Annotated in this window: 17 protein-coding genes; 13 read left to right on the top strand and 4 right to left on the bottom strand. The window is 59.7% G+C overall.

From position 1 onward, the window contains the following. Positions 1-160 precede the first annotated feature (160 nt). On the top strand, positions 161-1168 hold the full coding sequence (locus ATK06_RS06755; protein WP_098389417.1) for an LLM class flavin-dependent oxidoreductase: 1008 nt from the start codon (positions 161-163) through the stop codon (positions 1166-1168). Here ATK06_RS06755 and ATK06_RS06750 read toward each other — a convergent pair. Further along, a complete protein-coding gene (locus ATK06_RS06750; protein ID WP_053072665.1) occupies positions 1165-1704 on the bottom strand; it encodes a hypothetical protein in 540 nt (179 codons plus the stop codon). The two genes, ATK06_RS06755 and ATK06_RS06750, sit on opposite strands and share 4 nt — an antisense overlap. A gap of 28 nt (positions 1705-1732) precedes the next feature. Continuing rightward, positions 1733-2872 carry an HNH endonuclease signature motif containing protein gene (locus tag ATK06_RS06745; RefSeq protein ID WP_143341402.1) on the bottom strand — a complete coding sequence of 380 codons (1140 nt, stop codon included), beginning with the start codon at positions 2870-2872 and terminating at the stop codon, positions 1733-1735. Positions 2873-3515: 643 nt separating this feature from the next. Here ATK06_RS06745 and ATK06_RS06740 point away from each other — a divergent pair. From ATK06_RS06740 to ATK06_RS06715, 6 genes are read left to right on the top strand one after another with little or no spacing between them, the layout of a single operon-like run. Next, on the top strand, positions 3516-5444 hold the full coding sequence (locus ATK06_RS06740; protein WP_048379710.1) for a solute carrier family 23 protein: 1929 nt from the start codon (positions 3516-3518) through the stop codon (positions 5442-5444). Then, entirely contained in the window at positions 5428-6993 is a 1566-nt protein-coding gene (locus ATK06_RS06735) for an ABC transporter substrate-binding protein (RefSeq protein WP_048379536.1), read from the top strand. Before ATK06_RS06740 ends, ATK06_RS06735 begins: the two co-directional genes overlap by 17 nt. Before the next feature lie 16 nt (positions 6994-7009). Further along, a complete protein-coding gene (locus ATK06_RS06730) occupies positions 7010-7969 on the top strand; it encodes an ABC transporter permease (protein ID WP_231913579.1) in 960 nt (319 codons plus the stop codon). After that, the gene (locus ATK06_RS06725) at positions 7966-8790 is read left to right on the top strand and encodes an ABC transporter permease (RefSeq protein WP_048379538.1); all 825 of its coding nucleotides are present in this window, start codon (positions 7966-7968) and stop codon (positions 8788-8790) included. Before ATK06_RS06730 ends, ATK06_RS06725 begins: the two co-directional genes overlap by 4 nt. Beyond that, positions 8787-10229, top strand: coding sequence for an ATP-binding cassette domain-containing protein (locus ATK06_RS06720; RefSeq protein WP_098389065.1), 1443 nt, complete (start codon positions 8787-8789; stop codon positions 10227-10229). The genes ATK06_RS06725 and ATK06_RS06720 overlap by 4 nt, the downstream gene beginning before the upstream one ends. A gap of 12 nt (positions 10230-10241) precedes the next feature. Further along, positions 10242-11207, top strand: coding sequence for a DUF808 domain-containing protein (locus ATK06_RS06715; RefSeq protein ID WP_098389064.1), 966 nt, complete (start codon positions 10242-10244; stop codon positions 11205-11207). On the opposite strand, the gene thpR is transcribed toward ATK06_RS06715, so the two are convergent. Continuing rightward, positions 11204-11767, bottom strand: a complete 564-nt coding sequence (gene thpR / locus ATK06_RS06710; RefSeq protein ID WP_231913524.1) for an RNA 2',3'-cyclic phosphodiesterase — start codon at positions 11765-11767, stop codon at positions 11204-11206. The two genes, ATK06_RS06715 and thpR, sit on opposite strands and share 4 nt — an antisense overlap. Before the next feature lie 105 nt (positions 11768-11872). Here thpR and ATK06_RS06705 point away from each other — a divergent pair, with 105 nt between their 5' ends. The 6 genes from ATK06_RS06705 to thiE all read left to right on the top strand — a co-directional run bounded on the left by ATK06_RS06705 (position 11873) and on the right by thiE (position 17796). After that, the gene (locus ATK06_RS06705; protein WP_098389062.1) at positions 11873-12802 is read left to right on the top strand and encodes a ribokinase; all 930 of its coding nucleotides are present in this window, start codon (positions 11873-11875) and stop codon (positions 12800-12802) included. Between the two features lie 247 nt (positions 12803-13049). Next, entirely contained in the window at positions 13050-15164 is a 2115-nt protein-coding gene (locus ATK06_RS06700) for a pyruvate formate lyase family protein (protein ID WP_098389061.1), read from the top strand. Positions 15165-15192: 28 nt separating this feature from the next. Continuing rightward, the gene (grcA2, locus tag ATK06_RS06695) at positions 15193-15444 is read left to right on the top strand and encodes an autonomous glycyl radical cofactor GrcA2 (RefSeq protein WP_048379541.1); all 252 of its coding nucleotides are present in this window, start codon (positions 15193-15195) and stop codon (positions 15442-15444) included. Positions 15445-15448: 4 nt separating this feature from the next. Further along, positions 15449-16321, top strand: a complete 873-nt coding sequence (gene pflA / locus ATK06_RS06690; protein WP_048379543.1) for a pyruvate formate-lyase-activating protein — start codon at positions 15449-15451, stop codon at positions 16319-16321. A gap of 25 nt (positions 16322-16346) precedes the next feature. After that, positions 16347-17168 (top strand): hydroxyethylthiazole kinase, encoded by an 822-nt coding sequence (gene thiM, locus ATK06_RS06685; RefSeq protein ID WP_098389060.1) that lies wholly within the window; start codon positions 16347-16349, stop codon positions 17166-17168. A 1-nt stretch (position 17169) separates the two neighbouring features. Beyond that, positions 17170-17796, top strand: coding sequence for a thiamine phosphate synthase (gene thiE, locus ATK06_RS06680; protein WP_048379545.1), 627 nt, complete (start codon positions 17170-17172; stop codon positions 17794-17796). Here the strand turns inward: thiE and ATK06_RS06675 are convergent. Further along, positions 17793-18266: a MarR family winged helix-turn-helix transcriptional regulator gene (locus tag ATK06_RS06675; protein ID WP_083985911.1), complete on the bottom strand. Its 474-nt coding sequence runs from the start codon at positions 18264-18266 to the stop codon at positions 17793-17795. The genes thiE and ATK06_RS06675 overlap by 4 nt on opposite strands. Positions 18267-18299: the final 33 nt, after the last annotated feature.

Genomic DNA, 18299 nt, shown 5'->3' with positions numbered 1-18299 from the left:
CTAAGCCTGACGCTTCGCCCGTTACCGATTTTGGTAACGGGCTCTTTTTATGCACCCGTGGCCACCGCAGATGTGGCTGCTGGAACAGATTGCGGGCGGATTGGTTATACCTGTTAGACCCTAAAACCAATGAGCATGTATTGAAGGTTTGGTGATGTTCATGTCAACCCCTAGCCAAAAACTATCGTTGATCGATTTCTGTACCGTCTACGAAAACGAGCGCCCCGCGCAGTCGATCGCGCGGTCAGTGGCGCTTGCGCAAGAAGCGGAGGCGTTGGGCTACCACCGCATGTGGTACGCCGAGCACCACAATATGAAGTCCATTAGTTCTTCCTCCCCAGCCGTGTTGATTGCGCACGTAGGTGCCCAGACGTCCTCGATCCGTTTGGGTGCAGGTGGTGTGATGTTGCCGAATCATTCGCCATACGTTGTGGCGGAGCAGTTTGGCATGTTGGAAGAGATGTACCCAAACCGCATCGATTTAGGTTTGGGCCGTGCCCCGGGCACGGATCAGCACACGTTGGGCCGTGCGCTGCGCCGCGATCCACATGCTGCGGAGAATTTCCCGAATGATGTCGTCGAGTTGCAGGGATATTTAAGTGATAATTCTGTAATCCCAGGCATTCGTGCGGTGCCGGGTTATGGCACGAATGTGCCTCTGATTATTTTGGGTTCCTCCATGTTTGGCGCCCGGTTGGCAGCACAGTTGGGTTTGCCCTATGCGTTTGCTTCTCACTTTGCCCCGTCTCATTTGGAGGCTGCGACCACGTGGTACCGCGAAAATTACCAGCCTTCGGAGCAGTTCCCGGAGCCGTATCTGATTGCGGCGTTGAATGTGACTGCGGCGGAGACACAGGAGGAAGCTGAGCAGCAGCATCACGACATGCGTCGCATGTGGGTGCGCCAGATGGCGGGTCGTGGCCGTGGGCAGTTAACGGAGGAGCAGTTGGATCAGGTGATGGATTCTCTCGCTGGCCAGCAGATTTTGGACATGCGCCGTTACACGGCCGTGGGTGATGGTCCGACGGTGCGTGCTTACCTGGAGAACTTTGCTGAGCGTATCCACGCGGACGAGTTGATGGTGGCTCTGCAGGCTCCGACGGGTGAGAAGATGTCCACCACGATGGAGATCCTGTCGGATGCGTGGGAGTTGGAACGCCGGAGTTAGATATTCCCCAGCTTATCGACGTCTAATCCTGGAACTCGGCGGGCCAGTTCTTGACCGAGTTCAAAGGGTTGGGGTCGCGCTCCCACTGGGAATTCGACTATGTAAGGGTCCACGCTGTGCAGATCGGCGGGGACCCTTCCCTTTTCGTGTTTAGGAAGTAGGGCGATGTAGCTTGTTCCTCCTTGGTTGAATATTTGGGCGCATCCTAGTTCGGGGAGGGCGTAGCGCACTCCGGTGCGTGGGATCCGGATGAGAGCGTCGACGAAGAGCGCCGGTTTGCGGACGTGACTGGCCCAGGACCACCATGCCGACCACGCCATGATTATTCCAAGTAGTGGCAAGGCGGTGGCGGCCCAGTAGAGGGCGGAAATACGCCCGCTGGTTGCTGCCGCGCTGCTGGTGAATATGGCGCATAGTGCCAACATCGCCAAGGTGAAGATGATGGCAAGTATGGAGGTTTTGCGCCGCCAGACTGTGGCCCAGGTGGTGCGCAATTCAATGGGCCCGGATAGTGATGTGGTCGCCGTTGTTGCCATAGTGGTCCTATTGTGCCCCAGGTTTGTACTAGACGGTATTTGTGGGGGTACCAGTAGTGTGGGTGGGATTTGCTTCGGTGTTCAGGCGCCGTTTATAGGCTCGTTGCGAACTTTCTTTCATGTACTGCGCAATGGTTTTCGCTTCCCACTTTCCTTGTGGTGATAGTGGGCCGGTTGCAAGCCCAATTTCGAAGGTGCCGTCGGTGTGCAGCCAAATTGTGGTACCGGTTTCTGGGTCGAGAACGTAATGCAAGCCGCCGTTTGTTTTGTGATTGTGGTCGAAGGAACAGACGTCGACGAGGTTACGTGTGCTGGTTTCTCCACCCTCCGCGTATTCAACGCGGTGGTCTTTCTGGCAGCGGTGTGCCGGAACAGTGCAGCCCGGAACACCGCAGGAACCGTCGCGGCCTTCAAGGTATGCTTTCACGCCTTCACTAGGCCGGTATGAGTTCGATACGGCATCTTTGTAGTCGGCGAGGTCACGAGTTTTGGTCACGTTGGCGAGGAGTCGGTCACGTAGTTCGCCAGTGATCCACCCGACCCCGGATATCCAGGCAGGAGCATCGGGAATATCTTGTGCTTGATAAATATTGAGCGTGAGTTTGACCTCAATGTTTTCAAAGATCAGCTTGTAGAAAGCATCTTCCCTACTGCAGTGATGCTCATGTGCGATGGAACGTAGCGCTTCATCTAATATCAGCCCGTCGGGCTTAGAAAACTCAGCGTGTAGTTCGGCCAAACCTTCTTCATCTTGGTCGGGTAAATCGAGGTCGAAAGGTGGCTGCAGGGCGGGATCCGGGTCGGCCTTTAATTTTGGATTGACGGTAATCAGAATTTGGTTGATCCGCTTACGGAACGCTGTGTGATCCGGGAAACTTTGAGCTGGCATAGTCGGGGTCAGAAGATGCTCGAGGAGTTCGTCGATGGCCGCAAGTGATTGTGATGGTGCGGCTTCCAGGATTGTTCCAATCATCTTGATGTGCTGCGCGTCAAGTAGCCATAGTTCCCGCTGCAAAGCCAGTGTCTTGGGCAGCTTGTGAAGAATCACCATCCCCTTAATTACTACTGACTCCGTGTGGCCCCTACTGAAATTAGTGATCCTCCGGCTGTTCTTGAGCACGTCGCGCTTGGGCTCATGCCCCTTGGGCATGAAGTGTTCCAAAGCCATGAATTCCAACCGCCGAGCGGTTTCAAGCATCACGGCCTGCGGATTAGTTTGATCGCTTCGACAAAAGTACGCCGGAGGATTGACATCTGGGCGCCTACGAATGTGTCGCGGAAGTTCAGTGGTGTGCACTGCCGTGCCCCCCTTTTCTGGCCCACCCCGGGGCCGAAGCAAAATTCACAAGTTTGATCGCTATAAAAACACTGTACAGGGTTCGCACATATGTGTCAATACTGCCATATAATTCCCCGCACACGCGTAATTAAAACACTCACCTTTTCGAACCTCATGGAGACGTCGAGAAGCATTCTTTTCATAGTTTTATTCACACCCCGAAGGAATCTAAGGTGGCATTTGCCCACTTCCCCGCAACCGGAGCACACCCTACGCCCGACCACTTTTCACTTTGTGTCGCGGAGCACTACCCTATGTCATACACGCGCCACACAGAGGATGAACATCGTTCACCATGGCTAGGTTTCCACACCCAGACGGTGGGGAAGCACTGTGACGCGGGCTAAAAATAATATTTGAATCCACGTCTGTTGTTTGTTGCCTTGGGCAGCGAACACTCTTCTTGAGAAAGAACCAGTAAGAGACAGTGTCTTTCACACCAGCTTCATCAGGCCCCCATCCATCGACCGGAATCGCTGAACAGCCGAAGGCAGTCCACCCTGTCGACCGCGTCCCTTCCCCGGGGAAGCTCACCGCCCTAGGCTTGCAGCACGTCCTAGCGTTCTACGCGGGCGCTGTGATCGTGCCACTGCTTATCGCGGGTTCGCTGAACCTGGACACGGAAACCACCATCCACCTCATCAACGCGGACCTTTTGACCTGTGGCATCGCCACCCTGATCCAGTCTGTCGGTATTGGTAAGTGGGTCGGTGCGCGCTTACCGATTGTCCAAGGCGTCACCACTACTGCGGTAGCACCGATTATTGCTATCGGGCTCGGTGTCACAGACGGCCAAGGCGGAGTGGAATCACTTCCCACAATCTACGGTGCAGTCATTGTTGCTGGTCTGTTTACTTTCTTCATCACGCCAGTTTTCGCCCGCTTCCTCAAATTCTTCCCCAGCGTGGTCACCGGTTCAGTGCTGCTGGTCATGGGTACTTCCCTCCTCGCTGTTTCCGCGAATGACTTTGTGAACTACGCCGAAGGTATCCCCAGTAGCCGGGACCTCGCTTACGGCTTCGGCGTCATCGCCGTCATCGTGCTGGTGCAACGCTTCTTCAAGGGCTTCCTCGGTACCCTGGCTACCCTCATCGGCCTGGTCCTAGGCACCGCTGTTGCGCTTCTGCTTGGCGACGCCACCTTCGACGCCGTTGGCGAAGCTGACGCCTTCGGCATCACTACCCCGTTCTACTTCGGTCTGCCGGAGTTCAACATTGGTGCAATTCTGTCGCTCATCATCGTCATGCTGATCACCATGGTGGAGACCACTGGTGACGTTTTCGCTACTGGTGAGATTGTGAAAAAGCGTATTCGCCGCGACGACATCGTGCGTGCAATCCGCGCAGATGGTATTTCCACAGTCATCGGTGGCGTCATGAATTCCTTCCCGTACACTTGTTTCGCACAGAACGTGGGGCTGGTCCGTATCACCGGCGTAAAGTCCCGCTGGGTCGCCGCTGCGGCTGCCGGTTTCATGATTGTCCTCGGTCTGCTGCCGAAGGCCGGCGCCATAGTTGCGTCCATCCCGTCGCCAGTGCTGGGGGCGGCTTCGCTCATGCTTTTTGCCAACGTGGCGTGGGTTGGCCTGCAGACCATCGCTAAGTCGGATCTCTCGGATAACCGCAACGCTGTCATCGTGACCACTGCCCTGGGCATGGCCATGCTCGTTACCTTCAAGCCAGAGATCGCACAGGCCCTGCCAGAGTGGGCACGCACTTTCTTCTCTTCCGGCATGTCAGTCGGTGCGATCACCGCAATCGTGCTGAACATCGTGTTCTTCCACATCGGCCGCCAAGATGGTGCGGACGTCGCGCGTAAAGATGGCGAAGGCGTCAGTTTAGACGCAATCAACGCGATGAACCGCGACGATTTCGTGGCCACCTTGCGTCCCCTGTTCAACAACGTGACCTGGCCACTCGAGACCGCGTGGGAATCTCGCCCCTTCGAGTCTGTATCTGATCTGCGCGAAGCAATCCAAGTCGCGGTTCTCACCGGCAGCGATGAGGACAAGGAAACGCTCATCCACGACTACCCGGATATGGCCTCCCTACTTTTCGCCGATGACGAATCCTACGCGGACCTTTCCGCCGAACGCGGATCCATCGGCCTCGACGACCTCGACGACGTGGAGATGGAAGCAATCCAGAACATCTCCACCGAATACCGCGCCCGCTTCGGCTTCCCCTATGTTGCTTACCTAGACACCACCGATACGATCGAGCACGTCATCAACGAAGGCGTGCGCCGCCTCGCAAACTCAGATGCGCAGGAACGCCGCGTCGTGCTCAGCGAAATCGTAGAAATTGCTAACGACCGCTTCGACATCGTGCTAGCTGACGCCAACCCCATCCGCTCTTCCTGGGACCGAAAGTTCACTGAAATCGATGGAAACCTGGGCTAAAGCAACCGTCTTGGCCGCTCCCGTTTTAGGGGCGGCCGTCGCGTTAAGCGGGTGCAATGCCGGGCACACCGCAACTACCGGCGTGCACGCAGCAGCCTCCGAAGGCACCGGGACTCTACGGGTAGCCACCGGCGCACCCCCGGCGTCGCTAGACTTCACCACCACCGGCGGCGCCGCCATCCCGCAAGCACTCATGGGAAACGTGTACGAAACGCTCGTGCGTATCGACGCCTCCGGCAACGTCACCCCCGGCCTGGCAAAAACGTGGGACATAAGCCCCGACCGCCGTACCTACACCTTCCATCTGCGCGAGGGCGTGCGGTTTAGCAACGGTTCGCCGTTTAACGCCAGCACCGCAGAGTTTTCGATTCATCGGGTGAAGTCTCCAGCATGGTCCAACGGGCAGAAAAAAGCGATGGACCCGGTACAAGCGACGCGCGTGATCGATGAACATACGCTTGAAGTCACGTTAGACGAGCCTTCACAGTCGTGGTTGTGGAACATGGGCACCCTTGTAGGGGCGATGATGACACCGGATGGCGTCGATAAGCTTGCTGAACAACCGGTAGGAACCGGACCATACCTGGTCGACCGCTGGGCAGTAGGTACCTCACTGAGTTTTACGGAAAATCCCGACTATTGGGGTCCTGCGCCGCGGCATTCCCGCGCTGAGCTGCGCTACTTTCACGACCAGACCGCTGCAACGAATGCTCTGCGCACTGGGGACGTGGACGTGGTGTGGGCGATGAGTGCACCCGAGCTTATCGACGCCGCCACAGCCCGCGGGGACGTCGGCGTGGAAGTTGGAACCTCGAATGGCGAACTGCTGTTGAGTATGAATAACCAGCGCGCACCCTTTAACGATGTTGCTGTGCGCCGCGCCGTTTTCCTCGCCGTGGACCGACAAGGCATTAACCAGGCGGTTTTCGAAGGCCACGGCACTGATACCGGGGGTACGCCCGTAGCACCAGCTGACCCGTGGTTCGATCCACGAGCGGGTATCGCCCCAAACCCAGAGCAGGCACGCCGCATCCTCGAAGAGGCCGGGTACGCCACCGATGGTTCTGACCCGCGCCTAGCCGTCACGTTAACGATCCCCATCCTGAACTACGCGCAGGACACCGCAGAGATCCTTTTCTCCCAGCTACGTGAGGTCGGGTTCCAACCAACGATAGAGTCCGCCGAGTTCCCTTCGGTGTGGTTAAGCCAGGTTATGGGTGCTCACGATTATCAAATGTCGTTGATTGCGCACGTGGAACCTCGCGATATTACCCGGCTTTTTGGCGACCCCACCTACTACCTGGGATTCGACTCCCCAGCGGTGCGCGAAGCATTCGCAGCGGCTGATTCCGCGCCGGAGGACCAGTCGGAACAGCTCATGCGCCGAGCGGTGAGCCTCATCATGGAAGAAGCCGGAGCCCTGACCATCGTGAACGTACCAAACGTGGTGCTTCACACACCGGGTGTAACCGAAATCGAGGCCAATGTTGTCACCGATTCCATCCCACTGCCTCGCATCGCCGTGGAACAGGGGGCTAGCCGTGGATAAGCCAGTATCTACCCGAGTGCCTACTCAAGTGGGAAAACTCGTGCTCCGCACCCTCGCGCTTGCAGTGGTTGCGTCGCTTATCGTCTTTACCGTCCTCCGCGCAATTCCCGGTAACCCGGCGCGCGTGGCGCTCGGCGTGACGGCGACAGAAGAAGAGGTCGCAGCCCTCACTCGGGAGATGGGACTCGATGCCCCATTGTGGCGGCAATACCTGGATTGGATGGGTGGCGTGCTGCGCGGGGATTTCGGCGTCTCGCTAGCAAGTGGCACGAACATCACTGCCCAGGTGTGGGATCGGGCGCAGGTTTCGTTGATTTTGGTGGCGGTGTCGATGCTGCTGGCCGTAATAATCGCACTCGTTGTGGGCACGTTCGGTGCGCGCGCGGGCGCGTGGGGATCGGCGGTGTCGGTGGCTAGCCAGGTGGGTATCGCTGTCCCCAGTTTCTTGGTCGGTGTGCTGCTCGTGGCTGTGGTGAGCGTGCGCTTGGGGTGGTTGCCGTCGGGAGGTTGGGTTCCTCCGGGTGTGGATTTCTCCGCATTCGTGCAGCGCCTCATCCTGCCGGTCATTGCGCTCACTTTGGTGCAGGCGGCCGTGCTGATTCGCTACGTGCGCTCCGCGATGCTCGAGGTCATGGCGTCAGATTTCATCCGCACGGCCATCGCGTTCGGTGCGTCGTATTGGGGTGCCGCGCTGCGTCACGGGCTGCGTTCGGTCGCGGTGTCCTTAACCACGGTGATGGGTATTCAGCTGACCACGCTCGTGGTGGGCGCGGTTGTCATCGAGCGCGTTTTTGTGATTCCAGGTCTTGGTTCTTTGCTTCTCGACGCCGTCGCCTCCCGCGACCTCGTCACGGTGCAAGCTGTCGTCTACCTTTTGGTCCTCTTCTCTTTGCTCGTCGCATTCGTCGTAGAACTTCTCGTCTTAGCCATCGATCCCCGTCTTCGGGTCCCAGCACGTAAGGAGATCACCGCATGATTCGCCGTCTTCCTCTCGCTGGAAAAATTGGCCTGGGCATGGTCCTGGTCGTGGTTGCGGTTGCGGCGATTTCCTTGGTGTGGACTCCCGCCGATCCTCTCTTCGCAGCCCCGGCGGAGCGTCTTGCGGGGCCTAGCCCGGAGCATTGGTTGGGTACTGACCGTTTTGGGCGTGATACCGCGTCCCGGATTATGGTGGGTGCGCAGATTACGGTTCTGGTGGCCTTAGCTGCGGTGGCACTCTCTGCTTTTGTCGGCGTGCCCTTAGGTATCGTGGCTGCGCAGCGTGGCGGAGCGCCTGGCGCAACGATTATGCGCGGGGCGGACCTACTTCTGGCTTTCCCTGCACTTTTGCTGGCGATTATGTTTTCTGCAGTGTGGGGTGCGTCGACGTGGACGTCGATTATCGCGATCGGTATAGCAGGCATTCCCGGATTCATACGTGTTGCGCGCGCTGGATCGCTGCAGGTGTTGGGCACTAATTACGTTGCGGCGGCGCGCCTGTCCGGCAAGAGCTCGGGGTGGATTGCTCGCAAACACGTCGTCCCGAACATCGCACCGGTATTGATTGTGCAGGTAACAGTGGGGTTGTCCATGGCTATCCTCGCCGAAGCTGGCCTGAGTTTCTTGGGTGTAGGGACTCCTCCCCCGTACGCCAGCTGGGGCCGCATGCTGCAATCGGCGCAAGCCTCGCTTGGTTCGAATCCACAGCTTGCGGTGTGGCCCGGCCTAGCCATTGCTTGGGCGGTGCTCGGTTGCACTTTGCTTGGCGACGGCCTCCGGACCGCCCTCCACCCCACGGAAAGGAAGACCCGGCCATGACACCCATCCTAGAATTCGAGGACTTCCACGTGGCAGGCATCCTCGACGGTGTCTCTGTACATGTGAACCCGGGTGAAACGGTCGCACTGATCGGGGCCTCCGGTTCAGGAAAGTCGGTGCTAGCGCTCTCGGCGGTGGGGTTAGGTGTCGCAGCGCGCCGCCCCACAGAGGGTGCGCTGCGGATCTCCGGGCGCGATTTCAGCAACGCCACAGAAAAACAGTGGCGCACAGTTCGTGGGAAAGCGGTGTCCCTGGTTTTCCAGGAACCGATGACTGCGCTTGATCCTCTGATGAAGGTGGGTAAGCAGCTGCGGCTCGTCGTCAAGCAGAAAGAAAGAGTCTGCGCACTACTGAAATCTGTTGGGCTGCCTGAGCACGTGGAAAATTCTTTCCCGCATCAGCTCTCGGGTGGACAGCGGCAGCGCGTGCTCATAGCGATGGCCATCGCGCACAACCCGGACGTGATTATCGCCGACGAGCCCACGACCGCGCTCGACGCAACGGTGCAGGATTCCATCCTGAAACTTCTCGCGCGCGTGGTCCAGGAGCATGGTAGTGCGTTGCTCATGATCACCCATGACCTCTCCCTGATTAAAGACATGTGCGAGCGCACCTATGTCATGGACCGGGGCAGGGTCGTCGAAGAGGGACCCACGCGCGACATCATCACGAAGCCGCAGCATCAGACAACCCGCGAACTCATTGCCGCGGCCGCCCCGGCGCCCGATGCGCCGCACACCCCAACGAACGCGGACATCCTGTGGAAAGGTACCGACCTCACCCAAACTTTCGGACCAGTGCATGCCCTGCGAGGCGTCAACCTCACCCTACGAAAAGGCGAGAAACTGGGGATCGTCGGCGAATCCGGGTCGGGAAAATCGACCCTGCTCTCTTTGATCACCGGGCTTGCGCAACCAACGTCGGGGGCGATGACGCGGAAACCTGGGCTGCGGTGCCAGATGGTGTTCCAGGACCCGGCGACAGCGCTCAACCCCAGGATGCGCATTGGGGACTCCATTGCCGAAGCCATGGCCGCACCTGACCGAAATGAGGTGATACGGCTCCTCGAATCGGTAGGCCTGACCGCCGAGGATGCTTCCCGATTCCCGCACGAATTCTCCGGTGGCCAGCGGCAACGGATCTCTATCGCCCGGGCACTGGCCGGGAAACCGCACGTGCTCGTCGCCGATGAGGCGGTCAGTGCATTGGACGTCGTGAGGCGTGCCCAGATCGTGGACCTCCTCAACGAGGTCACCGCCGACACAGGCGTGGCCTTGGTCTTCGTGTCCCATGATCTTGCGACAATTCGCCAAACGTGCGATAACGTGGTTGTTCTACAGAACGGTTCCATCGTCGAGCGCGGGCGCGTCACCGACGTGTGGGACTCCCCACAGCAGCCGTACACCCAACAACTTTTGGGCTCAGTGCGGCACATATAGAAAGAGGACCTTATGGCAGGTGGACTTGCTGCGCTACTCGACGACGTTGCCGTACTCGCACGAAAGGCGGCCGTCACGCTTGACGACGTCGCCGCGTTGACAGGCCAAACAGCCACCAGGTCAACGGCACTCATCATCGACGACGCAGCCGTGACCCCGTCCCTTGTCCAGGGAGCCTCCCCCGCCCGCGAACTCCCCGTCATCTGGCGCATCACCAAGGGCTCGCTGCGCAACAAGCTGCTGATCGTCCTGCCGATTATTCTCCTGCTCGCGTGGCTTGCCCCGTGGGTGATGTCCCCCATCCTTATGGTCGGCGGCGCCTACCTAGCTTTCGAAGGCGCCGAAAAGATTTGGGAATACGTCTCCGGCAAGGGGCACGGCGAACACCGCGACGAAGAAGGCCCAGCGGCCGAGGGGGAGCAAGCAGAGCCGTATAACGAGGACAAGATGGTGAAAAACGCCATCACCACGGACCTCATCCTGTCCGCAGAGATCATGGTCATCTCCTTCAACGCGGTATCCGACCAGCCCTTCTGGACCCGCCTGCTCACACTGATTGCGGTGGGCGTCATCGTCACGGTAGGCGTGTACGGCGTAGTAGGCCTCCTGATCAAGATCGACGACATGGGCCTTTCCCTGATCAAGAAGAACAACAACGAAGGCGGAGCCGCAGCATTCGGCCGATTCATGGTCAAAGGCATGCCCTACGTACTGACCACGCTGTCCGTCATCGGCACCGCGGCGATGCTGTGGGTCGGCGGGCACATCCTCATCTCGGGGGCATCGGACCTGGGCTGGCATTGGCCGGCAGATGTTCTGCACTCTTTCGCAGAGCTAGGGGGCGACAACGGGTTCATGACCTGGCTGCTCGACACCGTGGGGTCCGCAATCGTTGGCCTTATCGTGGGCTTAATCATCACCGCCATCGTCATGGCCGTACACAAGGTCAAAGCTAGCTCCCAGGTGGAGCAGCACTAGCAGAGCAGTACCTGGCCCACCTCTTCATACCGTGGGCCACCGCCACGCCCCTGCCCCAGGTAGGAGGCCATAATCGCGATGTAATTGGCGGTGAACGTGGGCCCTTCGTAGACGGATAGGGCGTGGGCGGCGTCGCGAAGCACTAACTCCGATTCATAGTTGCGCGGGTCTCTGGCCCGCGCAACAGTCATATGCGGACGGCGCTTGCTGTCCGGATGCGAACTCGTGCCATCCGAATACGGCAACGCGGCGCGCGCCATCATCTCCCCCACATCCTTCGACCGGCCACCGACCCCCAGCCACAGGGTGCGTCCCGAAAAACAGCCCGCACCTTTCAGAGAAATATCTAGCGGCCCCATCGTGGCGGCATAGAGCAGGTGGTGGCACACGTCGTCGATGCAGTCATCCGGCTGTTCACCGTAGAAACTCAAAGTGATGTGCCAGTTATCGGGATCCGTCCACCGGAGAGCCCGGTCATGGCTGTGGTGGATAGGCCGCAGCGCAGTGACAGCGTGCTCGCGGACCTCATCGGGTATCGGTAGTGCGGCAAACAGTCTCACAGGCTCAAGTTCTAGCACGGGCGCGCGCACTATGCTCGGCGATATAGTTACCCTGGATATCAAGTTCAGTATTAAATTCAGCCCCCACACAAGGAGAATCGTCCCGTGGCACACACTCTCGCCGACATCGTCGTCGTCGGTTCCATCAACGCAGACTTGACCGCACGCGTCGCCCGCCATCCCAAACCGGGTGAGACACTCCTGGGCAGTGGTGGGACCATTACCGCTGGTGGAAAGGGCGCAAACCAGGCTGTTGCGGCGGCACTCCAGGGTGCGTCTGTCGCGCTAGTCGGGGCCGTGGGTTCTGACGCGTACGCCGCACCGGCGTTGACGCACGTGCGTTCCTCCGGCGTGAACCAGGATTACATCGCTCAGACGCAAGAGACCACGGGCCTTGCTGTGATTACGGTGTCCGACGACGGCGAAAACTTCATCATCGTGATTCCAGGGGCGAACGCGACCGTCGATAAGCGATACGTGGAAGGCCACGAAGACCTCATCGCGGGTGCAAAGATTGTGCTGCTACAAGGCGAGATTCCGGCCGATGGTTTCGCAGCGGCTGTGGCTTTGGCGCGCAAGCACGGGGTGCGCGTGATTACAAACTTGGCGCCCGTCATTGAGGTAGACCGTGAGGCGCTGCTGGCGGCTGATCCGATCATGGCCAATGAACACGAGGCGGGGCTCATCCTCGAACAGTTGGGTACCCCCATCGACTCCGAAGACCCGCACGAACTCGCCACCGCCCTCTTGAATTCCGGTTTTCATTCAGTGGTCCTCACCCTTGGATCCAAGGGCGCCCTAGTGGCGTGCGATGGCGAACTCACCGACATCCCCACCCCGAAGGTGGAGGCTGTGGATACCACCGGCGCTGGCGACAGTTTTGCGGGCGCCTTCTGCGCGCGTGTCGTTGCAGGTGATAGCGATATTGCGGCCGCTTCGCACGCAGCTCGCGTCGGCGCGTTCGCCACCACCAAGGCGGGCGCACAGGCATCCTACCCGTCGCGTGACGACGTCCTCCCGGCGCTCAGCGAATAACTGGAAGGGGTGTGCCCCCGACACATGATTCTTTAGACATCAGTTGTCTTACCGCCGTTCGACACACACTCTTTGGACGGGTAAAGTAGCACCATGAAAGGCCCGCTGCTTTTAAAGGCCACCGTAGGCTCCCCGTTGGTGGGGGTGCCCAGCGAATACGTGGTTAATGAAATGTGGGAATGGGTAGCTGTGGGCCAAGATTTATTTTTGGTTTTGTACATAGCTCACGGAAGGACTTACCCCGTTCATGACCACCGTGTCCCCTACTTCTGCTCGCAGTCAAGAAAAGGCCTGGGAAGGATTTGCGCCCGGCCACTGGCAGGAAGCCATCGACGTCCGCGACTTCATCCAGCGCAACTACACCCCCTACGAAGGCGATGCAGAATTTCTCTCCGGCCCCACCGACAAGACACTGCGCGTGTGGGACCACCTAGAGAAGAACTACCTCTCTGTTGAACGTGAGCGTCGCGTTTATGACGTCGATACCCACACCCCCGCCGATATTGACGCTTTCGGCGCAGGTTTCATCTCTGACGATGATGACGTGATCGTCGGTCTGCAAACCGATACTCCACTCAAGCGCGCGATGATGCCTTTCGGTGGCTGGCGCATGGTCCAAACCGCCATCAAGGAAGCTGGCAAGGAGCCCGAGGAGCAGGTCAAGGAGATCTTCACCCGCTACCGCAAGACGCATAACGACGCCGTCTTCGACATCTACACCCCACGTATCCGTGCGGCACGCTCCTCCCACATCATCACCGGCCTCCCCGACGCCTACGGCCGCGGACGCATCATCGGCGACTACCGCCGCGTTGCTCTCTACGGCGTGGACGCCCTCATCGCGGAGAAACAGGCAGCCAAGGATGCGGTGGCTGACCAGCCGTTCTCCGAGCACTGGGCACGCTACCGTGAGGAGCACGCAGAACAGATTAAAGCCCTCAAGAAACTGAAGACGATGGCCGAATTCTACGGATTCGACATCTCCGAACCGGCACGCACCGCCCAGGAAGCTGTCCAGTGGACCTACTTTGCCTACCTCGGCGCAGTGAAGTCCCAGGACGGTGCTGCGATGTCGATTGGCCGCCTGTCCGCATTCTTCGACATCTACTTCGAACGTGACCTTGCAGCCGGCATCATCACTGAGGAAGACGCTCAGGAAATCATCGACGCGTTGGTCATCAAACTGCGCATCGTCCGCTTCCTGCGCACCATCGACTACGACCAGATTTTCTCTGGCGACCCGTACTGGGCAACCTGGTCCGACGCCGGCTTCTCCGAAGACGGCCGCACCCAGGTCACCAAGACGTCCTTCCGCCTCCTGCAGACCCTGCGCAACCTGGGCCCTGCCCCGGAGCCGAACATTACGATCTTCTGGGACCCGAACCTGCCACAGGGATACAAGGACTTCTGCGCTGCAATCTCCATTGAGACGTCAGCGGTCCAGTACGAATCCGACAAGCAGATTCGTGACCAGTGGGGCGACGACGCCGCCATCGCATGCTGCGTCTCCCCGATGAAGGTGGGCAAGCAGATGCAATTCTTCGGCGCCCGCGTCAACGCTGCCAAGTCCCTGCTCTACGCCATCAACGGTGGACGCGACGAAGTCACCGGCAAGCAAGTCACTGAAGAAGGCTTGTTCGAGCCGATTAAGGGCGACGGCCCGCTGGACTTCGACGAAGTATGGCAGAAGTACGAGGAAATGTTGGACTGGGTCGTTGGCACCTATGTGGAGGCCTTGAACATCATCCACTACTGCCACGACAAATACGCGTACGAGGCCATCGAGATGGCACTGCACGATTCTGACATCATCCGCACAATGGGCTGCGGCATCGCAGGTCTTTCCATCGTCGCGGACTCCCTCTCCGCAATTAAGTACGCGAAGGTCACCCCCGTCCGCGATGAGACCGGCCTGGTCGTGAATTACATCACCGAAGGCGACTTCCCCGTCTACGGCAACGACGACGACCGCGCGGACGACATCGCCGCCACGATCGTCCACACCGTGATGGCCAAGATCAAGGAGATCCCGCTCTACCGGGACGCGATCCCCACCCAGTCCGTGCTGACGATTACTTCAAACGTGGTCTACGGCAAGGCGACCGGCGCCTTCCCATCTGGCCACGAGGCCGGCACCCCGTTTGCACCTGGTGCTAACCCGGAGAACGGCGCGGATAACCACGGCATGGTCGCTTCGATGCTGTCGGTGGGCAAGTTGGACTACCACGATGCTTTGGACGGCATCTCGCTAACCAACACGATCACCCCGTCTGGTCTGGGCCGCGACAAGAATGAACAGGTCAGCAACCTGGTCGGCGTCCTCGACGCAGGCTTCATCATGGACATTCCAGAAGAGAACTAAACACACCAACCCCTTAAGGAGATACACAATGAGCACCAAAACTTTCGACGAGCGCCTGAACGACATGAAGACCGCACGCGCTTCCCGCAACCAGGACTCTGGCCTGTACCACGCCAACATCAACGTCCTCGACGAGAACACCCTCAACGATGCGATGGAGCACCCAGAGAACTACCCGAACCTGACCGTTCGCGTGTCCGGTTACGCTGTGAACTTCGTGAAGCTGACTAAGGAACAGCAGCGCGACGTCATCTCCCGCACCTTCCACCAGGGCCGCTAACTATATGGCTGCTGATGGTGTCAGCGGCGTCGTCACCCTCTCCCCGGAAGCCGGCGAGAGGGTGCGCGGCGTTGCGCAAGGTTTGGGCTACGAGTCCGACGCAGACGATATGACCCGCCCCGAGCTCATGGAAGCTCGCCGCACGGGTGATGTCGCCCTAGTCCACTCGTGGGAATTGGTCACAGCTGTCGACGGCCCGGGTACCCGGATGACAGTATTCCTGTCTGGCTGCCCGTTGCGGTGCCTGTATTGCCACAATCCAGACACCATGGAGATGAAAACCGGCACCCTGGAAACCATCGAAGATGTAACCAAGAAAGTCAAGCGGTATAAGCGTATCTTCGCAGCGTCCGGAGGCGGGCTCACGATCTCCGGCGGGGAACCACTGTTCCAGATCGCGTTTACCCGCCGGCTGCTCAAGAACGTGCACGACGCCGGCATCCACACCACGATCGATACGTCCGGCAATCTGGGCTCCCGGCTCACGGACGACGACCTGGAGAACATCGACTTGGTGCTTCTCGACGTCAAATCCGGCGACCCCGACACGTACCGCAAGGTCACCAGCCGTGAGCTGCAACCCACGATCGATTTCGGCGACCGCCTCCACAAGCTGGGCAAGCCGGTGTGGGTGCGCTTCGTCCTAGTACCCGGGCTGACGGATGATCCGGACAACGTCGATAAGGTCGCCGACATCGTGTCCCGGTGGAAGGGCACGGTTGAGCGCGTAGAGGTCCTCCCCTTCCATAACATGGCCGCAGATAAGTGGGCTGAGTTGGGTTTGAACTACACGTTGGAGGACGTGCAACCGCCGTCGAAGGAGTCTGTAGAGGCCGTGCGCCAGGTCTTCCGCGACCGCGGATTCGAGGTCCGTTAGGGGGCGTGCGTGCTAGCGTGAGTGTATGAATATCACTTCGCTTCACGACGACATCGTGGCCGCCTCCCAGGCCGTGCGTGACCACAATCCGCTGGTCCAGTGCATCACAAACACTGTGGTGCAGCAATTTACAGCAAACGTTCTGCTGGCGATCGGGGCTTCGCCAGCGATGGTCGACCTGCCCGGCGAGGCAGGTCCTTTCGCTGAGGTCGCCGACGGCCTCCTGATTAATCCCGGTACTCCGAGTTCAGAGCAATTCTTGGGCATGCGTGAGGCAGCGACCCGCGCGGCTGCGACCGGTACCCCGTTCGTCGTCGACCCGGTCGCGGTCGGTGGCTTGAAGCTGCGTACCGCAGTGGTCTCTGACATCCTGGTCGAAGGCCCTACCGCGGTGCGCGGTAATGCTTCGGAGATCGGCGTGATTACCCAGGCCACAGCCGGAGGGCGTGGCGTTGATTCCCAGAACGCGGTGGCCGACGTGCTCGCTAGTGCCAAGGAGTACGTGGCAGAGACCAGCCAGCCGCTGACCATTTCGGGGCCGTCGGATGCAATCGTGCACCCCGAGGGCGCAGTGTGGGTCGATGGTGGCCACGAACTACTCACCAAGGTGATTGGCACCGGGTGTTCCTTAGGCGCGATGTGTGCGGCGTACCTCGGGGCGGCAACGCACGCCGGCGTGGGCGAACTTCCAGCGCTGGTGGGCGCGCATGCGCACCTGAAAGCAGCCGGCACAGTTGCCGCCCAGAAGGCGCAGGCTCCGGGCTCTTTTGCGGTGGCTCTGCTAGATGCGCTGTACGAGCTTAAACCAGAAGAGATCGTCAGTACTGTGACGATCCGGGAGGCCTAACGTGGCTGTGGATTACACGTGCTACCTCATCACCGACCCCGATCTTGCGGGTGGGCGTGAGCGCGTTGTCGACGTCGTGGAGCAGGCTGTCGCTGGTGGCGTCACGGTAGTGCAATTGCGGGACAAGACCGCCCCTGACGAGGCCATCGAGGCCCAAGCTCGCGAAATCCTGCGGCGTGTGGACGTGCCGCTGATCATCAACGACCGCGTAGAAGTCGCCGCCCGCTTAGGCGTGGGCGTGCATGTAGGCCAGGGAGATATGCCCTTAGACCAGGTACGCAATCTCGTGGGACCGAACGTGCCGATTGGGCTATCGGTAGGAAATATGGCAGAGCTTGCCACCATCACGGACGTCATCCCTGACGTCATCGGCATCGGACCGGTATGGGATACGGCTACGAAGAAGGACGCCCCCGCCGGTATCGGGGTTGCGGGCCTGCAGGATGTTGCCAATGCAGCCCACGAACGTGGGATTGCTTCGGTGGCGATAGGCGGGGTGAACCAGGGTAACGTCGCAAAGCTGGCAGGCACTGGCGTGGCGGGATTTTGTGTGGTTTCTGCAATCATGGCCGCGCCTGACCCGGCGCGTGCAGCTGCCGAACTGCGGGCGGCTTTCGAAGGCGCCTAGGCCCGCGGCAGGGTCGGGGGGTCGAGGGCGTCCAAAATCTTGCCCAGCGAGGTACCGAGGGCGCCAGCTTCTTCGGGGGTGAGCGGGTCAAAGATGTAGGAGCGGGCGCACTCCACGTGGCCGGGAGCGGCCTGGTCCAGGAATTCCTGGCCTGCAGGAAGTAGGACGGCGATGTTGGTGCGGCGGTCGGTCTCTGATTGTTCGCGGGATACCCAACCGCGCTTTTCTAGTCGGGCGACGGTGTGGGAAAGCCGCGAAGGGCTCATGTCGGCGACGGCGGCGAGGTCGCTCATGGTCAGGCGCGCGTCCGGGGCTAGGGAGATTTGGGCGAGGACGAAGTAGTCGCTTAAGGAAACCCCGGAGTCCTTTTTCAACTGTTCGTCGAGGCGGGTGGTCAGCCATTGGGTAACACCCCACATGTTTAACCAGGTTTGGGTTTCCTCTGGGTTAAGCCACCGCGTATCTGCCATGAGACGTAGTCTAATCACCTGCTCCATAACCGG

The sequence above is a fragment of the Corynebacterium renale genome (assembly GCF_002563965.1).
Lineage (GTDB): Bacteria > Actinomycetota > Actinomycetes > Mycobacteriales > Mycobacteriaceae > Corynebacterium > Corynebacterium renale.
The sequence above is the reverse complement of the archived record's forward strand: the minus strand, read 5'-3'. Positions and strand labels throughout refer to the sequence as shown.

What these genes read in the sequence shown, in the direction of transcription:
- ATK06_RS06715 (WP_098389064.1), top strand. Translation starts at nt 10,242, where the DNA reads ATGGCAGGTGGACTTGCTGCGCTACTCGACGACGTTGCCGTACTCGCA.
- thiM (WP_098389060.1), top strand. Translation starts at nt 16,347, where the DNA reads ATGAATATCACTTCGCTTCACGACGACATCGTGGCCGCCTCCCAGGCC.
- ATK06_RS06750 (WP_053072665.1), bottom strand. Translation starts at nt 1,704, where the DNA reads ATGGCAACAACGGCGACCACATCACTATCCGGGCCCATTGAATTGCGC.
- ATK06_RS06700 (WP_098389061.1), top strand. Translation starts at nt 13,050, where the DNA reads ATGACCACCGTGTCCCCTACTTCTGCTCGCAGTCAAGAAAAGGCCTGG.
- ATK06_RS06720 (WP_098389065.1), top strand. Translation starts at nt 8,787, where the DNA reads ATGACACCCATCCTAGAATTCGAGGACTTCCACGTGGCAGGCATCCTC.
- grcA2 (WP_048379541.1), top strand. Translation starts at nt 15,193, where the DNA reads ATGAGCACCAAAACTTTCGACGAGCGCCTGAACGACATGAAGACCGCA.
- ATK06_RS06735 (WP_048379536.1), top strand. Translation starts at nt 5,428, where the DNA reads ATGGAAACCTGGGCTAAAGCAACCGTCTTGGCCGCTCCCGTTTTAGGG.
- ATK06_RS06755 (WP_098389417.1), top strand. Translation starts at nt 161, where the DNA reads ATGTCAACCCCTAGCCAAAAACTATCGTTGATCGATTTCTGTACCGTC.
- ATK06_RS06725 (WP_048379538.1), top strand. Translation starts at nt 7,966, where the DNA reads ATGATTCGCCGTCTTCCTCTCGCTGGAAAAATTGGCCTGGGCATGGTC.
- ATK06_RS06675 (WP_083985911.1), bottom strand. Translation starts at nt 18,266, where the DNA reads ATGGCAGATACGCGGTGGCTTAACCCAGAGGAAACCCAAACCTGGTTA.
- ATK06_RS06745 (WP_143341402.1), bottom strand. Translation starts at nt 2,872, where the DNA reads ATGGCTTTGGAACACTTCATGCCCAAGGGGCATGAGCCCAAGCGCGAC.
- pflA (WP_048379543.1), top strand. Translation starts at nt 15,449, where the DNA reads ATGGCTGCTGATGGTGTCAGCGGCGTCGTCACCCTCTCCCCGGAAGCC.